The 17,535-nt window shown below is 72.4% G+C and carries 16 protein-coding genes; 8 read left to right on the forward strand and 8 right to left on the reverse strand.

The annotated features are described in order from the left end of the window. Positions 1–54: 54 nt before the first annotated feature. Entirely contained in the window at positions 55–579 is a 525-nt protein-coding gene (locus tag SACTE_RS02760; RefSeq protein WP_014044505.1) for a 3-oxoacyl-(acyl-carrier-protein)-like protein, read from the reverse strand. Between the two features lie 252 nt (positions 580–831). On the opposite strand from SACTE_RS02760, the gene SACTE_RS02765 reads away from it, so the two are divergent. Genes SACTE_RS02765 through SACTE_RS02775 form a run of 3 tightly spaced genes read left to right on the forward strand, consistent with a single transcriptional unit; the run spans position 832 to position 3,247 of the window. After that, a complete protein-coding gene (locus tag SACTE_RS02765; RefSeq protein ID WP_014044506.1) occupies positions 832–1,653 on the forward strand; it encodes an ABC transporter substrate-binding protein in 822 nt (273 codons plus the stop codon). Next, on the forward strand, positions 1,650–2,450 hold the full coding sequence (locus SACTE_RS02770) for an amino acid ABC transporter permease (RefSeq protein WP_014044507.1): 801 nt from the start codon (positions 1,650–1,652) through the stop codon (positions 2,448–2,450). The genes SACTE_RS02765 and SACTE_RS02770 overlap by 4 nt, the downstream gene beginning before the upstream one ends. A gap of 14 nt (positions 2,451–2,464) precedes the next feature. Then, positions 2,465–3,247, forward strand: coding sequence for an amino acid ABC transporter ATP-binding protein (locus SACTE_RS02775; protein WP_014044508.1), 783 nt, complete (start codon positions 2,465–2,467; stop codon positions 3,245–3,247). Positions 3,248–3,355: 108 nt separating this feature from the next. Here the strand turns inward: SACTE_RS02775 and SACTE_RS02780 are convergent, their stop codons facing one another. Together SACTE_RS02780 and SACTE_RS02785 are read right to left on the reverse strand one after the other, a co-directional pair. Beyond that, positions 3,356–4,648 carry a YeeE/YedE family protein gene (locus tag SACTE_RS02780; protein ID WP_014044509.1) on the reverse strand — a complete coding sequence of 431 codons (1,293 nt, stop codon included), beginning with the start codon at positions 4,646–4,648 and terminating at the stop codon, positions 3,356–3,358. A 260-nt stretch (positions 4,649–4,908) separates the two neighbouring features. After that, the gene (locus tag SACTE_RS02785; RefSeq protein ID WP_014044510.1) at positions 4,909–5,541 is read right to left on the reverse strand and encodes a TetR/AcrR family transcriptional regulator; all 633 of its coding nucleotides are present in this window, start codon (positions 5,539–5,541) and stop codon (positions 4,909–4,911) included. A gap of 76 nt (positions 5,542–5,617) precedes the next feature. On the opposite strand from SACTE_RS02785, the gene SACTE_RS02790 reads away from it, so the two are divergent. The 3 genes from SACTE_RS02790 to SACTE_RS02800 all read left to right on the forward strand — a co-directional run bounded on the left by SACTE_RS02790 (position 5,618) and on the right by SACTE_RS02800 (position 7,720). After that, positions 5,618–6,310 carry an NAD(P)H-binding protein gene (locus tag SACTE_RS02790; protein WP_014044511.1) on the forward strand — a complete coding sequence of 231 codons (693 nt, stop codon included), beginning with the start codon at positions 5,618–5,620 and terminating at the stop codon, positions 6,308–6,310. Then, positions 6,307–6,711: a TIGR03618 family F420-dependent PPOX class oxidoreductase gene (locus SACTE_RS02795; RefSeq protein WP_014044512.1), complete on the forward strand. Its 405-nt coding sequence runs from the start codon at positions 6,307–6,309 to the stop codon at positions 6,709–6,711. The genes SACTE_RS02790 and SACTE_RS02795 overlap by 4 nt, the downstream gene beginning before the upstream one ends. Positions 6,712–6,847: 136 nt before the next feature. Next, positions 6,848–7,720, forward strand: a complete 873-nt coding sequence (locus tag SACTE_RS02800) for a haloalkane dehalogenase (RefSeq protein WP_014044513.1) — start codon at positions 6,848–6,850, stop codon at positions 7,718–7,720. Positions 7,721–7,882: 162 nt separating this feature from the next. Here SACTE_RS02800 and SACTE_RS02805 read toward each other — a convergent pair whose 3' ends face one another. From SACTE_RS02805 to SACTE_RS02815, 3 genes are all read right to left on the reverse strand, one after another. After that, complete coding sequence (locus SACTE_RS02805) at positions 7,883–9,844, reverse strand: acyl-CoA dehydrogenase (protein WP_014044514.1); 1,962 nt, start codon at positions 9,842–9,844, stop codon at positions 7,883–7,885. An 82-nt stretch (positions 9,845–9,926) separates the two neighbouring features. Further along, positions 9,927–12,167, reverse strand: coding sequence for a serine/threonine-protein kinase (locus SACTE_RS02810; protein WP_014044515.1), 2,241 nt, complete (start codon positions 12,165–12,167; stop codon positions 9,927–9,929). Positions 12,168–12,356: 189 nt separating this feature from the next. After that, positions 12,357–12,998 (reverse strand): TetR/AcrR family transcriptional regulator, encoded by a 642-nt coding sequence (locus tag SACTE_RS02815; RefSeq protein WP_014044516.1) that lies wholly within the window; start codon positions 12,996–12,998, stop codon positions 12,357–12,359. A gap of 194 nt (positions 12,999–13,192) precedes the next feature. Here SACTE_RS02815 and SACTE_RS02820 point away from each other — a divergent pair, with 194 nt between their 5' ends. Further along, positions 13,193–14,239: a medium chain dehydrogenase/reductase family protein gene (locus SACTE_RS02820; RefSeq protein WP_014044517.1), complete on the forward strand. Its 1,047-nt coding sequence runs from the start codon at positions 13,193–13,195 to the stop codon at positions 14,237–14,239. Positions 14,240–14,531: 292 nt separating this feature from the next. Further along, a complete protein-coding gene (locus SACTE_RS02825; protein WP_014044518.1) occupies positions 14,532–15,179 on the forward strand; it encodes a hypothetical protein in 648 nt (215 codons plus the stop codon). 224 nt (positions 15,180–15,403) lie between these two features. Here SACTE_RS02825 and SACTE_RS02830 read toward each other — a convergent pair whose 3' ends face one another. Together SACTE_RS02830 and SACTE_RS02835 are read right to left on the reverse strand one after the other, a co-directional pair. Then, positions 15,404–16,597 carry a cytochrome P450 gene (locus tag SACTE_RS02830; protein WP_014044519.1) on the reverse strand — a complete coding sequence of 398 codons (1,194 nt, stop codon included), beginning with the start codon at positions 16,595–16,597 and terminating at the stop codon, positions 15,404–15,406. 116 nt (positions 16,598–16,713) lie between these two features. Then, complete coding sequence (locus SACTE_RS02835; protein WP_014044520.1) at positions 16,714–17,325, reverse strand: TIGR03086 family metal-binding protein; 612 nt, start codon at positions 17,323–17,325, stop codon at positions 16,714–16,716. Between the last annotated feature and the right edge of the window lie 210 nt (positions 17,326–17,535).

Consider the following 17,535-nt stretch of genomic DNA (forward strand, 5'->3'; position numbering starts at 1 on the left):
CCGCGAGCGTGCCGACCACCCCGGTCCCGCCGGGGCGGCGCTCCTGAGCGGTGATCAGCGCGTCCGGGTAGTCCCACAGCGCCTTTCCGGCCGCCTCGGCGCCGGCCGCGTCCTCGGCCTGAAGCGACCCATGGTCTGCTCCCCGAAGAACGCGCGTCCGGTGGCCGGCAGCGGCGACGCCACGTCGACGGTCTGCACGGCGCCCGAGCAGCCGGACTGGAGCTGGAACGTCGGGATGCCGTCGATCCTCAGCCGGTCGGCGATCACGTTGACCGTGGCGGGCATCAGGGTGTCGGGGGTCGCCGTGCCGAGCACCACGAGATCGACGTCCCCGGCACCGAGCCCGGCACCGGCCAGGGCGCGCGCGGCGGCGATCTCACCGAGGTCCGCCCATGACTGACCCGGGCGGCCGGTGGCCAGGTCGACGGCCAGGTGCCGGGTCCTCGTCCCGATGAACGTGTCGACCCACTGCCGCCAGAGCCGGTCCGTTCCGAAGCGTACGGCCAGGGCGGCGGTGTCGATCGGGGGCCCCGGCAGCGCCGATCCCACCGACAGGACGCGCACCGTGCGGTCACTCATGGCGGACTCCTTTCGCGCTACCGATTCCGGACGCCAAGGTCGCCGCCTAAAGAGGGACCAAGTGCTTCCACCCTCCCCGCCGTTGCCGCGGATCCGTGCGGCCTGAGGCCTCGTCATATGACGATCATGTGAACGAATGCCGGTGCTGGGCGGGTAACCGGTCCGTACGGCGAAAAGCAGTGATGCCTTGGCCTACGATCGGCGCTCGTACGGTCGGCACCTCCCGGCCGGCCCCCGTCCCAGGAGGTAACAGTGCCGCGTGTCCGCGTCCCCGCAGTTCTCACCGCTTGCGCCGCGGTGGTCGGACTGGTCCTCACCACCGGTTGCTCGTCGTCCGGCGACGGGCCCGGGCAGGCCAAGGGCGGCGTGGACGTGGTGGAGAAGGACAAGCTGACCACGTGCACGCACCTGCCCTACCCGCCCTTCCAGTCCGAGCAGGACGGCAAGGTCGTCGGCTTCGACGTGGCTCTGGTCGACCTGGTCGCGAAGAACCTGGACGTCGAGCAGAAGATCCTGGACACCCCGTTCGAGAACTTCAAGACCGGCGCCTTCCTCAACTCGGGCGAGTGCGACCTCGCGGCCGCCGGTATGACGATCACCGACGAGCGGAAGAAGAACGTCGACTTCTCCGTCCCGTACTTCGACGCCACCCAGGCGCTGCTGACCACGAAGAAGAGCGGCGTCACGGCGCTGGCCGACGTGAAGTCGAAGAAGCTCAAGCTCGGCGCCCAGGCCGAGACCACCGGCGAGAGCTACGCCACGGGTCAGGGCTTCGACCCGGTGGCCTTCGAGAGCTCCGACGCCGTGCTCAACGGCCTGCGTACCGGCCAGGTCGACGCCGTCGTCATCGACTACCCGGTGGTCCAGGGCTGGCTGAAGGACAAGGCGAACGCGGACGCCTTCGCCCTCGGCGAGAACATCGAGACCGGCGAGCAGTACGGCTTCTCGGTCAAGAAGGGCAACACCGAGCTGAAGGCGGCGATCGACAAGGCGATCACCGACGCCCGCGCCGACGGCACGTACGACAAGCTCTACGAGCAGTGGATCGGGCCGCTTCCCGAGGGCCGCTCGTGACCTCCCGGCTCTCCCGGCGCCAGTGGCGCCGCGTGTCCCGCGTCGTGCAGTACGTGCTGTTCTTCGCCGTCGTCGCCCTCCTGGTCGCGCTGGCCGACTGGAAGCAGCTGGGCAACCAGTTCGCCCAGACGGACCTGGTCGCCCGGCTGTTCCCCGACATCATCACCACCGCCCTGGTCAACACCGTCGTCTACACCGCCTCCGGGTTCCTCTTCGGCCTGGTGCTCGGACTGGTCGTCGCGCTGATGCGGCTGTCGTCGGTGGCGCCGTACCGCTGGGCGGCCGGTGTGTACATCGAGATCTTCCGGGGTCTGCCCGCGCTGCTGATCTTCATCTTCGTCGGTGTGGCCGTCCCGCTCGCCTTCCCCGGCACGGAGATACCCGGCGGCACCTACGGGAAGGTCGCGCTCGGCCTGGGGCTGGTCGCCGCCGCCTACATGGCCGAGACCTTCCGCGCGGGCATCCAGGCGGTGCCCAAGGGCCAGATGGAGGCGGCCCGTTCGCTGGGCTTCTCGCACGCGCGGGCGATGGTCTCCGTCGTCATCCCGCAGGCACTCCGCGTCGTCGTCCCGCCGCTCACCAACGAACTGGTCCTGCTCTTCAAGGACTCCTCGCTGGTCCTCTTCCTCGGCGTCACCCTCCAGGAGCGCGAACTGACCAAGTTCGGCCGCGACCTGGCGAGCCAGACCGCCAACTCCACGCCCATCCTCGTCGCCGGGCTCTGCTACCTCCTGGTGACCATTCCGTTGAGCTTCGTGGTCCGACGCCTCGAAGCCCGCGCCGCCCGAGCCAGGTGAAGGTGAAGGAAGCCATGGCATCCGACGACAACGACGCGACCCCGCAGCCGGCGGAGATCGAGATCCGCGATCTGCACAAGTCCTTCGGCGCCACCGAGGTGCTGCGCGGCATCGACCTCCAGGTGGCGTCCGGCGAGGTGGTCTGCGTCATCGGGCCTTCCGGCTCCGGCAAGTCCACCCTGCTGCGCTGCGTCAACCTCCTGGAGGAACCGTCCCGCGGGCGGATCGTGGTGTCCGGCACCGACATCACCGATCCGGACGTCGACATCGACGCCGCCCGCCGCCGTATCGGCATGGTCTTCCAGCAGTTCAACCTCTTCCCCCACCTCACCGTCGCCGACAACCTCGTCCTGCCCCAGCGCCGGGTGCTGGGCCGGGACAAGCGGACCGCCGCCCGCGTCGCACAGGAGAACCTGCGACGGGTCGCCCTGGAGGACAAGGCAGGGGCCTACCCCGCGCAGCTCTCCGGCGGCCAGCAGCAGCGGGTGGCCATCGCCAGGGCACTGGCCATGGACCCGGGGGTGATGCTCTTCGACGAACCGACCTCCGCGCTCGACCCGGAACTGGTGGGCGACGTACTGGCGGTCATGCGCTCGCTGGCGGCGGACGGCATGACGATGATGGTCGTCACCCACGAGATGAGCTTCGCCCGCGAGGTCGCGGACCGGGTGGTGTTCATGGACGAGGGCCGGGTCGTCGAACAGGGCCCGGCGGCGCAGGTGGTCGGCTCCCCGCGGCACGAGCGCACCCGTAACTTCCTCACCCGCATCCTCGACCCGGCGGCGTCGGAGCTCTGACCCGCGACGGGCCGCTCACGCGGGGGCCGCGTGGTCCCCGCCCCGGTCCCGGGGACGCCCCGTCCCGTGCGGACGGCCGGCGATCCGCCGACCATCCGCGGGAGGCGTTCAGCAGACGCCGTCGCCCGGCTTCGGGTTGCCCAGGCCGAACAGCGGGCGGAGCCTGATCCCGATCCAGGTCCCGCCCAGCGCGACGGCGCCCCACAGCCAGCCGCTCAGGCTGCCCGAGGCGATGCCCGCCAGGTAGGCACCGATGTTGCAGCCGCCGGCCAGCCGGGCGCCGATGCCCATCAGCACTCCGCCGAGCACGGACGCGACGGCGGTGCGCCAGGGGATGCCGCGGTGCAGGGCCCAGGTGCCGCCGAGCGCCGCAGCCACCGCCGCCCCGATCATGATGCCGATGTCGGTGAGGCTGGTCCTGTCGGCCAGGACCGGGCCCGCCAGCATCTCCGCGTTGCCGGACTGCTGCCACCACGTCCAGTTCTCCGGGTGGCCGCCGAGCGCACCCACCAGTTCGGAGCCCCACAGGGAGAAGGCGCTCGTGACGCCCCAGGCGCCGCCGGACACGAGCAGTACGCCCGCTCCGAGCACCGCCAGCACCAGGGCCCCGACGGCCAGCGGCCAGGAGCCGCGGACGGCCCGGACGGCGGCGTCGCGCGCCGAGGGCACCGGTCCGAGCGGTGGTGGGTTGCGGCGGGCCTGGACGCGCCGGGTGACCGCGACCACCAGCAGGAGCACGGCGATCGTCACGGCCCAGGAACCGGGCCAGCCGATGTGGTCGGACAGGACGACCGGCTCCCAGGCGGGAAGGTCCTTCCACAGGTCGAACTGCCAGGCGGCGAACGTGGCGCCCACGATGAATCCGCCGAGGGTCAGCAGCACCGAGCTCTGCCCCGAACCGACGGCGAAGAGAGTGCCCGAGGCGCAGGCGCCGCCGAGTTGCATCCCGATGGCGAAGAGCAGCGAGCCGACGGCGAGTCCGACCCCGATCGACCCGCCGGACGGGGCCGGCTGCGCGCCGAACAGCCCCGTGCCCGTGCCGATGATCAGGGCGAAGAGGGTGGCGGTCGTACCGAGCAGCAGCGCGTGCGCCCGCAGTCCGGTGCCGTTGCCGACCGCGATGAGCTGCCGCCAGGCGGAGGTGAAGCCGAACCTGGAATGGAACAGGGCGACGCCCAGGCCGAGCCCGAGCAGGAGCAGCACCCCCGGTCGGGCTCCGTGCGCGGACCACACGTAAGCGGTCAGGGCCACGGCGAGCAGCCCCGACACGACGAGCGGTGTCCTGCGCACCGGAGGCAGCGGCGGGGCCTGCGGGCGCGGCGCGGAGGTGGGGGAAGGGACGAACGGGGAGGGCAGCGCGCGCGACGGCGCGGCCGGCCCTGCGGGTGGGGCGGTGGTCACGGAAGGTCTCCGGAAGGGTGCACGGCGGACGGCGGCACTGCTGGCCGGCCGCGCTGGACACGCGGCCGGCACGGGACTCGACGCGTCAGAGTCCGTCGTCGACGCACCATGCCGAGTGCGCGAACAGCGCGAGGCACAGCGACGGAGCCGGTACAGACATACGTACGACCATACGGAGGCTGTTCCTCCGGATGCCGTGCCGTCTCGCCATGCGGATGGCTTCCCGGGACGACGCCTCCGGCCGCCGGCCTCTGCGCCGGTCAGGGCCGGCCGGCGCCCCGTCGGCCCGCGGCGTCGGCCGTCGCAACACGCGGCGGGCTCAGCGCCGCGCGCAGGACGGGGGTGAGGACGCGGCGGGTCTCGGCCGGGGTGAGGGCGGCGGGGGTGGGAAGCGGGTTGAGGTAACGGGTGTAGATGAGGCCGCCGAGGACCGTCACCACGGCCGTCGCGCGGGCGGTGGCGTCCCGCCCGCCGAGAAATTCAACGAGCCGGGCCAGCAGTTCGTGTTCCAGGTACTCGCGGATGACCGCGGCGGCCTCCTCGCCCTGGGCCGTGAGCCGGAGGAAGTCGGCGTCCTCCCAGAGGCCGGTCACCGCGTCGACCAGCCGCCCGGGCAGGGTGGCCCGGTCGCCGCCGAGGACGGCGTCCACGGCCAGCGCGTTGGCGCACTGGAACTGCATCACGTCCGCGAACAGGCCCTTCTTCGAGCCGAAGTGGTACGCGATGAGCGCCGGATCGACCCCGGCCGCGCCGGCCACCGCACGCAGGGTGGTGCCCCGGTAGCCACGTTCCAGGAACAGCGCGTGGGCCGCGGAGACGATCGACTCGCGGGTCGGCGGGTTGCCGCGGGGGCGGCCCCGGGTGCGGGCGGAGGCGGGAGTGTCTTTATTCATCGGCGTTGAGCCTGCGTGCGCTGATCAGCACAGTCAAGGGTGTTCCGGCCACCACACGAAGGGATGACCCGACACCATGCGTATCGCAGTCTTCGGCGCCACCGGACCCACCGGGCGCCAGCTGACGGACCAGGCACTCGACGGCGGCCACGAGGTCGTCGCCGTCGTCCGCCGCCCCGGCGCTCTGCCCGCCCGGACAGGCCTCACGGTGGCCGTCGCCGACGCCACCGACCCGGCGGCCGTCGACGCCGCGATCGGCGGGACGGACGCCGTGCTCTCCGTACTGGGCGCGCGCTTCGACAAGGCCGCCGTCACCACGTACTCGGCGAGTGCCACGGCCATCACCGGGGCCATGGAGCGCCACGGCGTCGAACGGCTGCTCGCCGTCAGTTCCAGCGTCGCCGACCCCGCGTGGCGCCCCACCGGAGCGCACTTCTTCAACCATGTGCTCGACCCGCTGGTGAACCGGCGTCTCGGCCGCACCCTCCACGAGGACATGCGCCGCATGGAGACCGTGATCCGGCGGACGGACCTCGACTGGACGCTCGTCCGGCCCTCGGGCCTCTTCGACCATCCCCGCGTCACGGACTACCACACGGCCGAGACCAGTGCCGACGGCGTCTTCACCGCCCGCGCCGACCTGGCCGCGAGCATGCTGCGCGAGCTGGAGGAGCGGCGGTACGTCCGTACGGCCATGGGCGTCGTCACCACGGCCGCACGGCCGAACATCGCCAAGCTGATCTGGACCGAGGGGGTGAAGAAGAGGTGAGCCGGTGCCCCGCCGGGCTCACGGACGGCACGCGGGAGTTCCTCGCTCTGCCCCGGACCGCCACCCTCACGACCCTCCGCCCTGACGGCTCCCCGCACGTCGCCCCCGTCCGCTTCACCTTCGACCCGGCCACCGGCACGGCCCGGGTGACCACCAGGGCCCGGGCCGTGAAGGCCCGCAACGTGGCGACGGGTGGCGAGGCGGCCCGTGCCGCACTCTGCCAGGCGGACGGCTTCCGGTGGGCCACCCTCGAAGGCCGATCCACCGTCACCGACGACCCGGCCCGCGTGTCCGAGGCGGTCCACCGCTACACCCTCCGCTACCGCACGGCCCCGCCCGCTCCACCGGACCTGGTCGTCGTCGAGATCGTCGTCGACCGCGTCCTGAGCCTCAACCTCTGATCCGCGGAACCCTCTGCTCGCGCATCACCCGCCGAGTGGGCGTCACCCTCTGCGCCCGCATCGCCCTCTGAGCGCGCGTCGCCCCTGGTCTCGCGCACCCTCCGCATCCTTCCGACGAAAGCGAAGTGACACCGTCGTGCCCACCCTGCCCGTCCTCGGTACCACCCTGCACCACCGCGAGTCCGGCGACCCCGAGGGGCTGCCGTTCGTCTTCCTCCACGGCAACCCCACCTCCTCCCACCTCTGGCGGAACGTCCTGCCGGCTGTGGCCGCGCCCGGCCGCCGCCTGCTGGCCCCCGATCTCGTCGGTATGGGCGACTCCGGCAAGCCCGACCTCGCCTACTCCTTCGACGACCACGCCCGTCACCTCGACGCCTGGTTCGACGCGCTCGGGATCACCGAGGCCGTGCTGGTCGGCCACGACTGGGGCGGCACACTCGCCTTCGACCGCGCCGCCCGTCTGCCGGACAGGGTCCGCGGCCTCGCCTTCACGGAGACGATCGTCAAGCCGCTGTACGGCGACGAGTTCCCCCCGGCCGGGCGGCAGTTGTTCGAGCTCCTGCGCACCCCCGGGGTGGGCGAGGAGATGGTCCTGGAGAAGTCGATGTTCGTCGAGGGCCTTCCGGCCACGCTCGCCACCACCCTCGACCCCGCGGACCTGGAGGTCTACCGCCGCGCTTTCCCGACACCCAGGAGCCGCCGCCCGGTGCTGGAGTGGGCGCGCATGATGCCGCTGGACGGCGAGCCGGCGGACATCGTGGCCCGCATCGAGCACTTCGACGCCTGGCTGGCCACCAGCCCCGAGGTCCCCAAGCTGCTCGTCGCGTTCGAACCGGGCCCGGGAGCGATGACCGACCGGGGGGCCGTGGCCTGGTGCGAGGAGAACATCGCGGGCCTGGAGGTGTCCCGCAACGGCCTCGCCGGCCACCACTCCCCGGAGGACCGCCCCGTGGAACTGGCCGCGGCGATCAACACCTGGGCGGACCACCACGGGCTGACCCGCGCGTAAGGCCGGCCGCGGCCTCGATGTGGGCGGCGAGGATCTCTTCGAACGCCATGAGGCCGAGCACGCGCTCGCCGCGGACCGTCAGAAGACGGGACACCATGAGGGCGATTCGCGCCTGCCCCACGCGAGAACCGCCCCGGCCGACGGCGTGCCCGCGCCGCCGGATCAGCCCACCAGATCCGGGGCACGCAGCATCTCGGACGGGATGCCCCAGGCGTCGACGAGGTCGACCGCGAGGGGCCGGACCTTACGGCAGAGGTCGTTCACCTCGCGGCTGATCGCCTTGGAACGCTGGACGGTCAGCCGGCCGTGCTCCATGAACCACGCCCGGTCAGCCTCGATCGTCGACAGGGCGAACAGGTCGCACAGCAAGCCCAGCGCGACCTTGTTGCCGCTGTCGGGCAGCGCACGCACCTTCTCGACGAAGGCCTCCAGCACCAGCCGTTCGACGTGCGCGTGCGCGACCGCGATGACGTGGTCCTGCACCTGGGAGAAGACGACGCCCGGATTCCCCTTCTGGTCGACCCCGCGCTTGAGCCGGCGGGCCACACCGGCGAGCATGTGCTCCTCGCGGTAGCGGAGCATGGCGAGCTGGTACTCCGAGTCGAGCAGCCCGGCCTCCTGGTCCCACTCGTCACCGCCCGGCAGCAGGTCACGCACCCGTTCGAGCAGCTTGTGGGCCGACGTCTTCTCCATGACCGTCTCGACGGCGAGACCGGCGACGTAGCGGACGGTGCCGAGTTGGTCCAGGTCCTCGAACTCACTCGCGTAATGGGTGAGCAGTCCCTTGGCCACGAGCTGCAACAGGACGTGGTTGTCGCCCTCGAAGGTGGTGAAGATGTCGCTGTCGGCCTTCAGCGCGGCGAACCGGTTGACGCTGAGATAGCCGGCGCCGCCGCACGCCTCGCGGCACTCCTGGACGACCCGGGTGGCGTGCCAGGTACCGAGTGCCTTGGTGCCCGCGGCCCGCGACTCCAGCCGGCGCCGCGCCTGAGCGTCGTCCTCGATGCCGGAGAAGACCTCGTGCAGTTGCGTGCGCACGACGTCCTGCGCGAAGTGCAGCGCGTAGGTACGCGCGACGAGCGGCAGCAGACGCCGCTGGTGGAGGCCGTAGTCGAGGAGCCGCTGCTCCTCCGCGCCCGAGGCCGCTTCGAACTGCCGGCGCCGCACGGCGTACTTCGTGGCGATCGCCAGCGCGACCTTGGCGGCGTTGACACCGGCCCCGCCGACGCTGACCCGGCCCTGGACCAGCGTGCCGAGCATCGTGAAGAAGCGCCGGTCGGGGTTGTCGATCGAGCTCTCGTAGACGCCTTCGGCGGTGACGTCGGCGAACCGGTTGAGCAGCGCCTCGCGCGGCACCCGCACACCGTCGAACCGGATACGGCCGTTGTCCACACCGTTGAGGCCCATCTTGCGGCCGTCGTCCTCGATCCGGACGCCGGGAGCCACCTCGCCGTCGACCCGGATCGGCACGACGAACGCGTGCACCCCCTCGGACTTCCCGGCCACCTCCAGCTGGGCGAAGACGACCGCCAGCTCCGCGTGGCGGGCCGCGTTGCCGATGTAGTCCTTGCGCGCCTGGTCACCCTGCGTGGTGATGACGAATTCCTGGCCTTCGGCGTCGTACCGCGCGAGGGTGCCGAGCGCCTGGACGTTGGAGCCGTGCCCGGTCTCGGTCATCGCGAAGCACCCCATCAGCCGCCCGGTGATCAGGTCCGGCAGATAGGCGTCGTGGTGGCGTTCGGTGCCGAGCTGGAGGATCGCTCCGCCGAAGAGTCCGAACTGCACGCCGACCTTCACCAGCACCGACAGGTCACCGAAGGCGAGCGTCTCGAACGCGGCGATCGAGGCCCCGATGTCGCCTCCCCCTCCGTACCTGCCCGGGAAGCCCATGCCGGTCTGGCCCGTCGCGGCCATCTCGACCACCAGCTCACGCACCCGCTCGCGATACGCGTCGACGCCGAGCTCCTCGGCCTCCTCCAGGACGGAGGCGTACGTCACCAGGTTGGTCCGGACGAGGTCGCGGATCTCGGCGTACTCGCCGTCGAGCACTTCGGTCAGTGCCCGGACGTCGACCTCGGGCTCTACATATCCGCTCGTGGCAGTGTGTGCGTTGTCAGTGGCCATGCCACCTCGCTACCCCGCGTAAGGACGATCAAGCGGGAGGAGGGGTGCTCTGAGGGCCATCCGGGGGTAGGACGACCGCGCGTCAGCCCGACTTCGGCGGCTTCTGCGCGTCGAAGGCGAAGAGGGTGTTCTCGGCTGCGGCCACGATCACCGCGCGCCCCGCGACGGTCACGCGCGGGCTCGCGCCCTGCTCACCCGTCAGTCCGTCGGCCTGCGGGTCTGTCGTCCACAGGGGTGTGCCGTCCTGCGGCGACAGCGCGACCACCCGGCCGGTGGCCGAGCTGAAGTACAGCGCGTCGGAACCCGCGACGGGACCCGACGCCCCCTCCACGCTCGTCTGCCGCGACCACTTCTTCCGGCCGGTGGCGGGGTCGAGCGCCGTCACCAGACCGGTCTGCCCGCTCACGTACAGGGTGCCGTCCGCCATGCCGGGGGTCCCTCCGTACGTCCTGGCCAGTCGGGAGTAGGTGACCTTCCGCGAGGCCGGGTCGACCCGCGCCACCCCGTCGTAACCGGTCAGATCGGCCCCCTCCCTGTGCTCCTGGAGGAGCACGAGCGTGCCGTCGGCGACACCCATGGGCACGGCGGGACCGTCGACCGCGATGGGCCTGCCCAGTGTTCCCGAGGCGCGGTCGACCGAGTACAGGGTGGGGTGGCGCACCTCCAAGGCGTCCAGCTCCGCGTCCGTCGCGCACATCGCGAGGAGCTGTGGGCCCACGGGGACGGGGGCGCATCGCTTGCCCGCGGGGAACGGCGTCGTCCAGGTGATCTCACCGCTGTGCGCGTCCCGGGCCTCGAAGCCGGAGTCGGACGCGTCGACGGTCACCACGGTGGAGCCGACCACGAGGGCGTCCTGGCTCCGGCCCGTGACGGCCTGCGACTGGGCGCCGGAGGGTACCGACCACAGCTCCCGGCCGGTGTCCGCGTCGACGGCCACCACCTCGCGGGGAGGGCCCTGCGGGTCGTCCTGGGCGGCGAAGCGGTAACCGAGGACCGTGTCCGCGGTGGCACCCACCAGGTGCATGCCCTGGACGGGGACGCCCGGACTCTTCACCGTCCACACCCGCGAGCCGTCCGCCGCGCTGATCCGGGTCGCGACGACGCCGCCGCCCCCGCAGAACAACGCGTCGCCGCGCGCGACGCAACGCAGTTCGTCGGGGATGTCCTCGGCGCCGCCCCGCACGGTCGTGCGCCAGGCCTCGAAGCCTTCCGGAAGCGCGGCACCCGCAGCCGCGACGCCGTGCCCCTTGTCGCCGCCGCCGTCCGCCTGGAAGTCGCCCGCCGTGAGCGCGGCGACTCCTCCGCCGATCGCCGCCACCGCGACCGCGGTCGCGAGCGCGGGGCGCCAGCGGTGACGCAGGCGGCGGCCGACGGGGGCCGCGGATTGCTCTGGGCCGGGAGCGGCCGAAGCGGCGGGCGGAGCGGTCGGCGCCGGGGTGGCCGTCGAGAAGTGGTGCTGGGTGATCACGTCGCGGGTGCAGCCGGCGCCGCCTCCGTCCGCGTCGGTCCCGCCGAGGTCGGCCGGCAGGTCCCGGAGCAGCACGAGGAGCGCGTCCGCCGAGGGCCGCCGCTCGGGCTCCTTGTCCAGGCACGACTCGACGACCGCGCGCAGAGCCGCCGGCACGGCGCCCAGCGACGGCTCCTCGTGCACGACCTGATACGCCGTCATGTACGGACTGTCCGCGTCGAAGGGCCCGCGGCCCGTCGCCGAGTACACCAGCAGCGTCCCCAGCGAGAAGACGTCGGACCCCGGCCCCACCCCGCGCGGCGCCTGCAACTGCTCCGGCGACATGAAGGGCGGCGTACCGATGACCCGCCCCGTCATCGTCAGTGTCTGCTGGTCCACGGCGCGCGAGATGCCGAAGTCGATGACGCGCGGGCCCTCGGGCGAGAGCACGACGTTCGAGGGCTTCAGGTCGCGGTGGACGACCCCCACCCGGTGGATGTCGCGCAGCGCTTCCGCCAGCCCGATGGCGAGCCTTCTCAGCTCCGCTCCGTCCAGCGGGCCCTTCGCGGCGATGTGTTGGGCGAGCGTGTCTCCCTCGATGTAGGTCGTCGCCATCCACGGCTGCTCGGCCTCGGGGGCGGCGTCGACCACGGCGGCGGTGAACGCGCCGCTCACCCGCCTCGCCGCCGCCACCTCCTGCCGGAAACGGATGCGGAACTCGTCGTCCCCCGCGAACTGCTGGTGGATCAGCTTGATCGCGACGGGCCGCCCCGAGCTCGTACGGGCCAGGAAGACCGTGCCCATGCCACCCGAGCCGAGCCGCGCCTCGAGCGGATAGCCGCCGATCTCGGCTGGATCACCTCCGCGCAGCGACACTCTTCCCGACCTCCCGTCCCCCGCGCGCCTCTGCCGCCACGGGCCTGCGTACCTGTCCCGCACCCAAACTAGCCGCAGGGTGGTACGGCAGGGCAATGCGGGTGAGGAACAGGGGGGCCAGGTCCGTCCCTACCGGTGCTCGGAGGCCGATCGGGAACGCGCGGGGCGAGGCCGCACGAGGTCGTCGCCTCAGCCGTCCGTGAGGTGCGCGAGTGCGGTGATGACACGGTCGTCGATGTCGGGCGGCCAGGGGAACGACAGGGCGACCGCTCGCTGGTGGGCGAGTCCGTGCAGCCCCAGCCACAGCGCGACCGCGTCGGCGGACACGTCGGTGCTGGTCGCGCAGCCGGCTGCGACGCAGTCCCGGAGCGCCTCGGTCAGTCGCCGCATGCTCGCCAGACCGAGTGCGGCCAGGTCCTCCTGGGTCACGGAGCTCTCGTTCGGATCCGGCGCCCAGAGCCCTCCGAACATCGTGCGGTAGCGCCCGGGATGCGCCTGGGCGAACCGCAGATACCCCCGGCACACGGCCATGAGTCGCTCACGGGGCTCGGCGTCCGCCGCCTCCACGGCGGTGCGCAACTGTTCGTCCAGTTCGGCGAAGGCGTTGCGGACCACGGCCAGCATGATGGCGGGCTGGTCGGAGAAGTGGCGGTAGATCGAAGGGGCGGCGATCCCGACGCGGCGAGCGACGGATCGCAGGGTGACGGCGCTCTCGTCACCGGTCTCGTCGAGCAGGGCGACCGCCGCCGCCACGATCTCGCCCCGGAGCCTGTCACCCTCCCCACGACGGTTGCGGACGCGGACGTGTGGTGCTGAGGTCTCGTCTCCCATGCCGTCACCTTACGGCGTGAAGCTTATGGGTGTTCCCTTTGCGAGCCCATGGGTGTCCCACCCGAGAAGAGGCGGCGCCGACACCCGTCGCCCCACACCGCGAAGTTCATCGGGACCGCCACTTGCCGACTTAGAACTAACGCGCGTAGCCTTACGGCCGTAAGCACACGGGAGAAACCTCCAAGGGGTACGCGATGAACAGCACCGTCACCACCTCCGTCACCGAGATCGTCCTGCCCGGCGCCGTCGAGCCGGACGGCCTGGAGCTCCGGACCCGCGCGCTCGACGACCCGGCCAAGGGCCAGGTCGTCCTGCGGATGGACGCCACCGGCGTCTCGTTCGCCGAGCAGCAGATGCGGCGCGGTACCTACTACGACCAGCCGCCGTTCCCCTTCGTGCCCGGCTACGACGTGGTCGGCACCGTGACGGCGGTCGGCCCGGAGACGGACGCCGCGCTCGTCGGCCGCCGGTTCGCCGCGGTCACCAAGACCGGCGCGTGGGCCAGCCATCTGCTCGTCGACGCCGTGGACCTGATGCCCGTACCGGACGAGGTGGAGGCGGCCGCCGCGGAGACCGTGACCGTCAACGGCATCACCGCCTGGCAGATGCTGCACCGCGTCGCCGGGGTCCGCCCCGGCGGGACGATCGTGGTGCTGGGCGCCAACGGCGGAGTCGGCTCCACCCTCGTACAGCTGGCCCGCCACGCCGGGATCACGGTGATCGGCACCGCGTCGGCGCGCCACCACACGACCGTGCGCGAACTGGGAGCGGCCCCGGTCGACTACCGCGACCCGGACATGTACGGCCGGATCCGCGAGCTCGCACCGGACGGCGTGGACGCGGTCTTCGACCACGTCGGTGGCGCCGGAGTGGAGCAGTCATGGCAGCTGCTGCGCAAGGGCGGAACACTCGTCTCCTACGGCACCGCGGCCTCCAAGAACGACGAAGGCAACTCACAGCTTCCGGTACTGAAGCTGTTCGGACGGCTCGCCGCATGGAACTCCCTGCCCAACGGCAAGAGCGCGCACTTCTACAACTTCTGGGCCGGGAAGCGCCGTTGCCGGGCCTCCTGGCAGCGGCGGATGACCGAGGACCTCACCCAGGTGCTGCGCCTGGTGGCCGACGGCACCCTCACTCCGCAGATCGCCGCGACGTACCCGCTGCCGGACGCCGCATCGGCGCTGTCCCTGGCCGAGTCCCGCACCGTCGCCGGCAAGATCGTCATCGTCCCTGAGGCGTGACATCCGCACGCCGAACCGACTCCCCGCCACGCCGGCGGTCTGTGCGCGTGACCGCCGCCGCCGGTAGGACACATCGCACACGTCGGCGTCCCGCCGGCCGCGACCGCCCTGCTCGATCGGGGCGGCCGGCGGACCTCGGCCGGCTCGTGACACCAAGGCCGCACACCGGCCCCGCCAGGCGCCGGCCCACCGGGCCCACGCCGTCCCCCGCTCCGCGCTCGAACACCTGGGTGACGCCTCGTGGGCTCACGCGCCCTCCGACGCTCCGCCCTGACTCCGGAGGAACCCCGCCATGTCCGTCACCGCCCCACTCACCCCGGCCTCCACCGCCCCCGGCCGCCCGGCCGCGGCACGCCGCCCGGCCGATGTCGACAACCGCGCGACCTACATCAGCTTCGGGTTCGCCTACGTGCTCGGCCACGGCTCCGCCGCGGTCTCCCAGGGTGACGCCCCGCTGCTCGGCCTGCCCGGCTGGCTGCCCACGACCCTTCTCGGTGCCGGACTCGCCGTCGGCACCGTCCAGGCCACCGCCGCCGCCCTGCGTGCCCAGCGCGCCGCCACGGAACCCGACGACGTCCTCTCCGGCAAACTCCTCGGCGCCGCCTGGGTCACCGGCTTCGCCGCCCTGTACCTCGCCATCACGGGCCTGACGTCCACCCTCGGCCTGCCCGACGTGCAATCCCTGCTCTGGCCCACCGGTTCCGGCTTCGTCGTCGGCCTGCTCTACATCGCGGAAGGCGCCCAACGCCGCAACCTGCTCCACTACGGCCTCGGCAGCTGGCTCGCCCTGACCTCCACCGCGGCGCTCCTCCTCGGCACCCCCGGCCTCTACTGGGTCCTCACCGTCGCCGGCGGCGGTGCCTACGCCGTCGCCACCCTCGCCGAGCACCGCCGCACCTCCTCCCCCGCAGGACGCCCCGGCACCCGCGGCGTCGCCTGAGCCGAAACCACGCCGCCACTCCGCCCGCACGGCGGAAGACACCGTCAGGAGAGGCACGCCGGGGCGTGACCGCCGAAGGCCCGGGCGGGATCCCCGCCTGCCCGACCGCCACGCACCGTACGGCGGGCCGCACCGCCGACCCGGACTCCGTGAACTCGCCCCGGGCCGCCGCCTGTCGCACCGCGGCGGCCTGGCGGGAGCCTTCCGCGATGCGGTGCCGAGCGTCAGGTCGCGGGTCGGATCGCCACTTCCAGGCGGTCGAGGCCGCGCGACCCGTTGTTGATCAGCGGTCGGCGTCCGAGTACGCCGAAGCCGGCGACCCGGTCCGCGAGTCTTGTCAGCAGTGCGCTCATTTCCGGCCTGGCGAGATGCATCCCGACGCAGACGTGCTCTCCCCGTCCGAAGGCGAGGTGGTCCGAAGGGCGGCGGGTGATGTCGAAGCGCGCGGGGTCCGGGTAGTGACGCTCGTCGCGGTTGGCGGATGCGTGGAGCAGCGCGACCCGTGACCCGGCGGCCAGCCGGACTCCACCGGTCTCGTGGTCTTCGGTGAGCACCCGGCCGAACTGGGGCGCCGGGGTCTCCAGACGCAGCGACTCGTTGATCGCGTGCGGGATCAACGAGCGGTCGGCGCGCAGCAGATCCCACTGGTCCGGGTTCTCGGCGGACAACGCGACCGCGTTGGTGATCGCGAGAATCGTCGTGTCCAGGCTGGGAGTGACGTAGTCGAGCATCCTCGCCGGGCACTTCGCGTGCGGGATCTCGCCACGGTCGGCGGCCTCGTAGAGCTGTGCGGCCCAGCCGTCGGGGTCGATCTTCCCGGGCACGGCGTCATGCACGGCGAATGCCATGAACTCCTCGACGGCGGGTCCCGCCGCGGCCGCCCGGTCGTCCGCGGGTCCTTGGGTGTTCCAGATGGCCTCGGCCCACTCCAGCATCTTCTCCCGCCCGTGATCGGGGAGCCCGACCAGATCCGACACCACGGTCATGGGCAGGTACTCCGCCAGTTCGGTGACGACCTCGAACCGGCCCCTGCCGACCAGCCGCTCGACGACCCGGTCGGCCTCGGCCTCGCTCCGCGGGGTCACCTCACGCATCCGATCCGGCCGCGGCGGCCGCCCCAGCACCGAGCGCATCGCCGTGTGCTCGGGCGGATCACTGCAGAGCGTGATCCCCTCCAGTCGGGCGTTCACCTCCGGATCCACGAACACCCCCCGCGCCGAGGAGAACGTCTGCCAGTCCATCAGGGCGGCCCGCACCTCGTCGTAGCGGGGCAACGCGTGGAGCCCGTGGCGGGACAGGTACACCACGGGCCCGAGAGCCCGCAGCTCGGCGTAGACGTCGTACGGGTCGATGCGCGCCGATTCGGTGTACGGATCGACGTCACTGGTGGGTGTGCCGCTGGTGGGTACGGGGGACAACGGGCCTCCAGGAGGCGGGTGGAGCGAAGGCGGCGGCGACCGGTGTGCTGGTGCCGGGCGGAAGGGAGAGCGGGGAAGGCCGAAGGCCCGCACGGACCGGTCGCGCCCGGCCTCGGTCATCCGCCCTCGGTGACGGGCGTGGGCGTCCAGTGCGGTGATCGGCCGGCGAAGCCCAGCAACCGGTCCAGCGCCGGGGCGTCCTGACTCACCGGCACCTCGGGGGCGAACGGCATGCCGGCGCCGCCCCGGTACTCCGGTTCGATCCGGTCGGCGAGCAGCGCGTGTGCCCGCTCCGACGCCGCGGGATCGGGCTGCCATTCCTGACCGGTGGCGCGGGCGATGTCCCAGCCGTGCACCACGGCTTCGGCCACCAGCATGCTCAGCACGCGGTCACCGGGGAACGTGCCGCCCAGCGCGGGCACCCGCACGGAAGCCGTTTCGATGCCGTCGGCCAGGGCGGCACGCACGGCCGCCGAGAGTTCCCGGATCGCCGCGACCAGGACCTCGGGCCCGTCGGGACCGGTGTAGGCCCGCGGGTCCGGCCGCCGGTCGCCGTCGGGGTCGGCCAGGACGATGGTGAAGTACCCGATTCCGCCGAGCAGATGCCGGCGCAGCGAGGCCACGTCGAGACCGGTACAGGGCGTGGGCGCCGTGTCCTGCCGGGGAGTCGTCGCGCCGATCACGCGTGCCAGGTGGTCCAGGACGGGAAGCACCGGATGGGAGGACATCGGTCCCCTTCGTTCGTCGGGGTGAACACGGACAGCGGGATGAGGAGGCGTCCGGCGTCCGGCAGCGGTGCGGCGACGGCGAACCCACCGAACGCGGCCACGGCCGCCGAGGCGCTGGACGCCGGACCGGAAGAGCATCCCGCGACGGGGGATCCTTCGCGTCGGCAAGAACTACGTACGTACGTGGGCGCGCACCGCGCTGCCCGAGGC

Origin of the sequence: Streptomyces sp. SirexAA-E (genome assembly GCF_000177195.2) — a bacterium.
In the GTDB taxonomy this organism is placed as follows: domain Bacteria; phylum Actinomycetota; class Actinomycetes; order Streptomycetales; family Streptomycetaceae; genus Streptomyces; species Streptomyces flavovirens.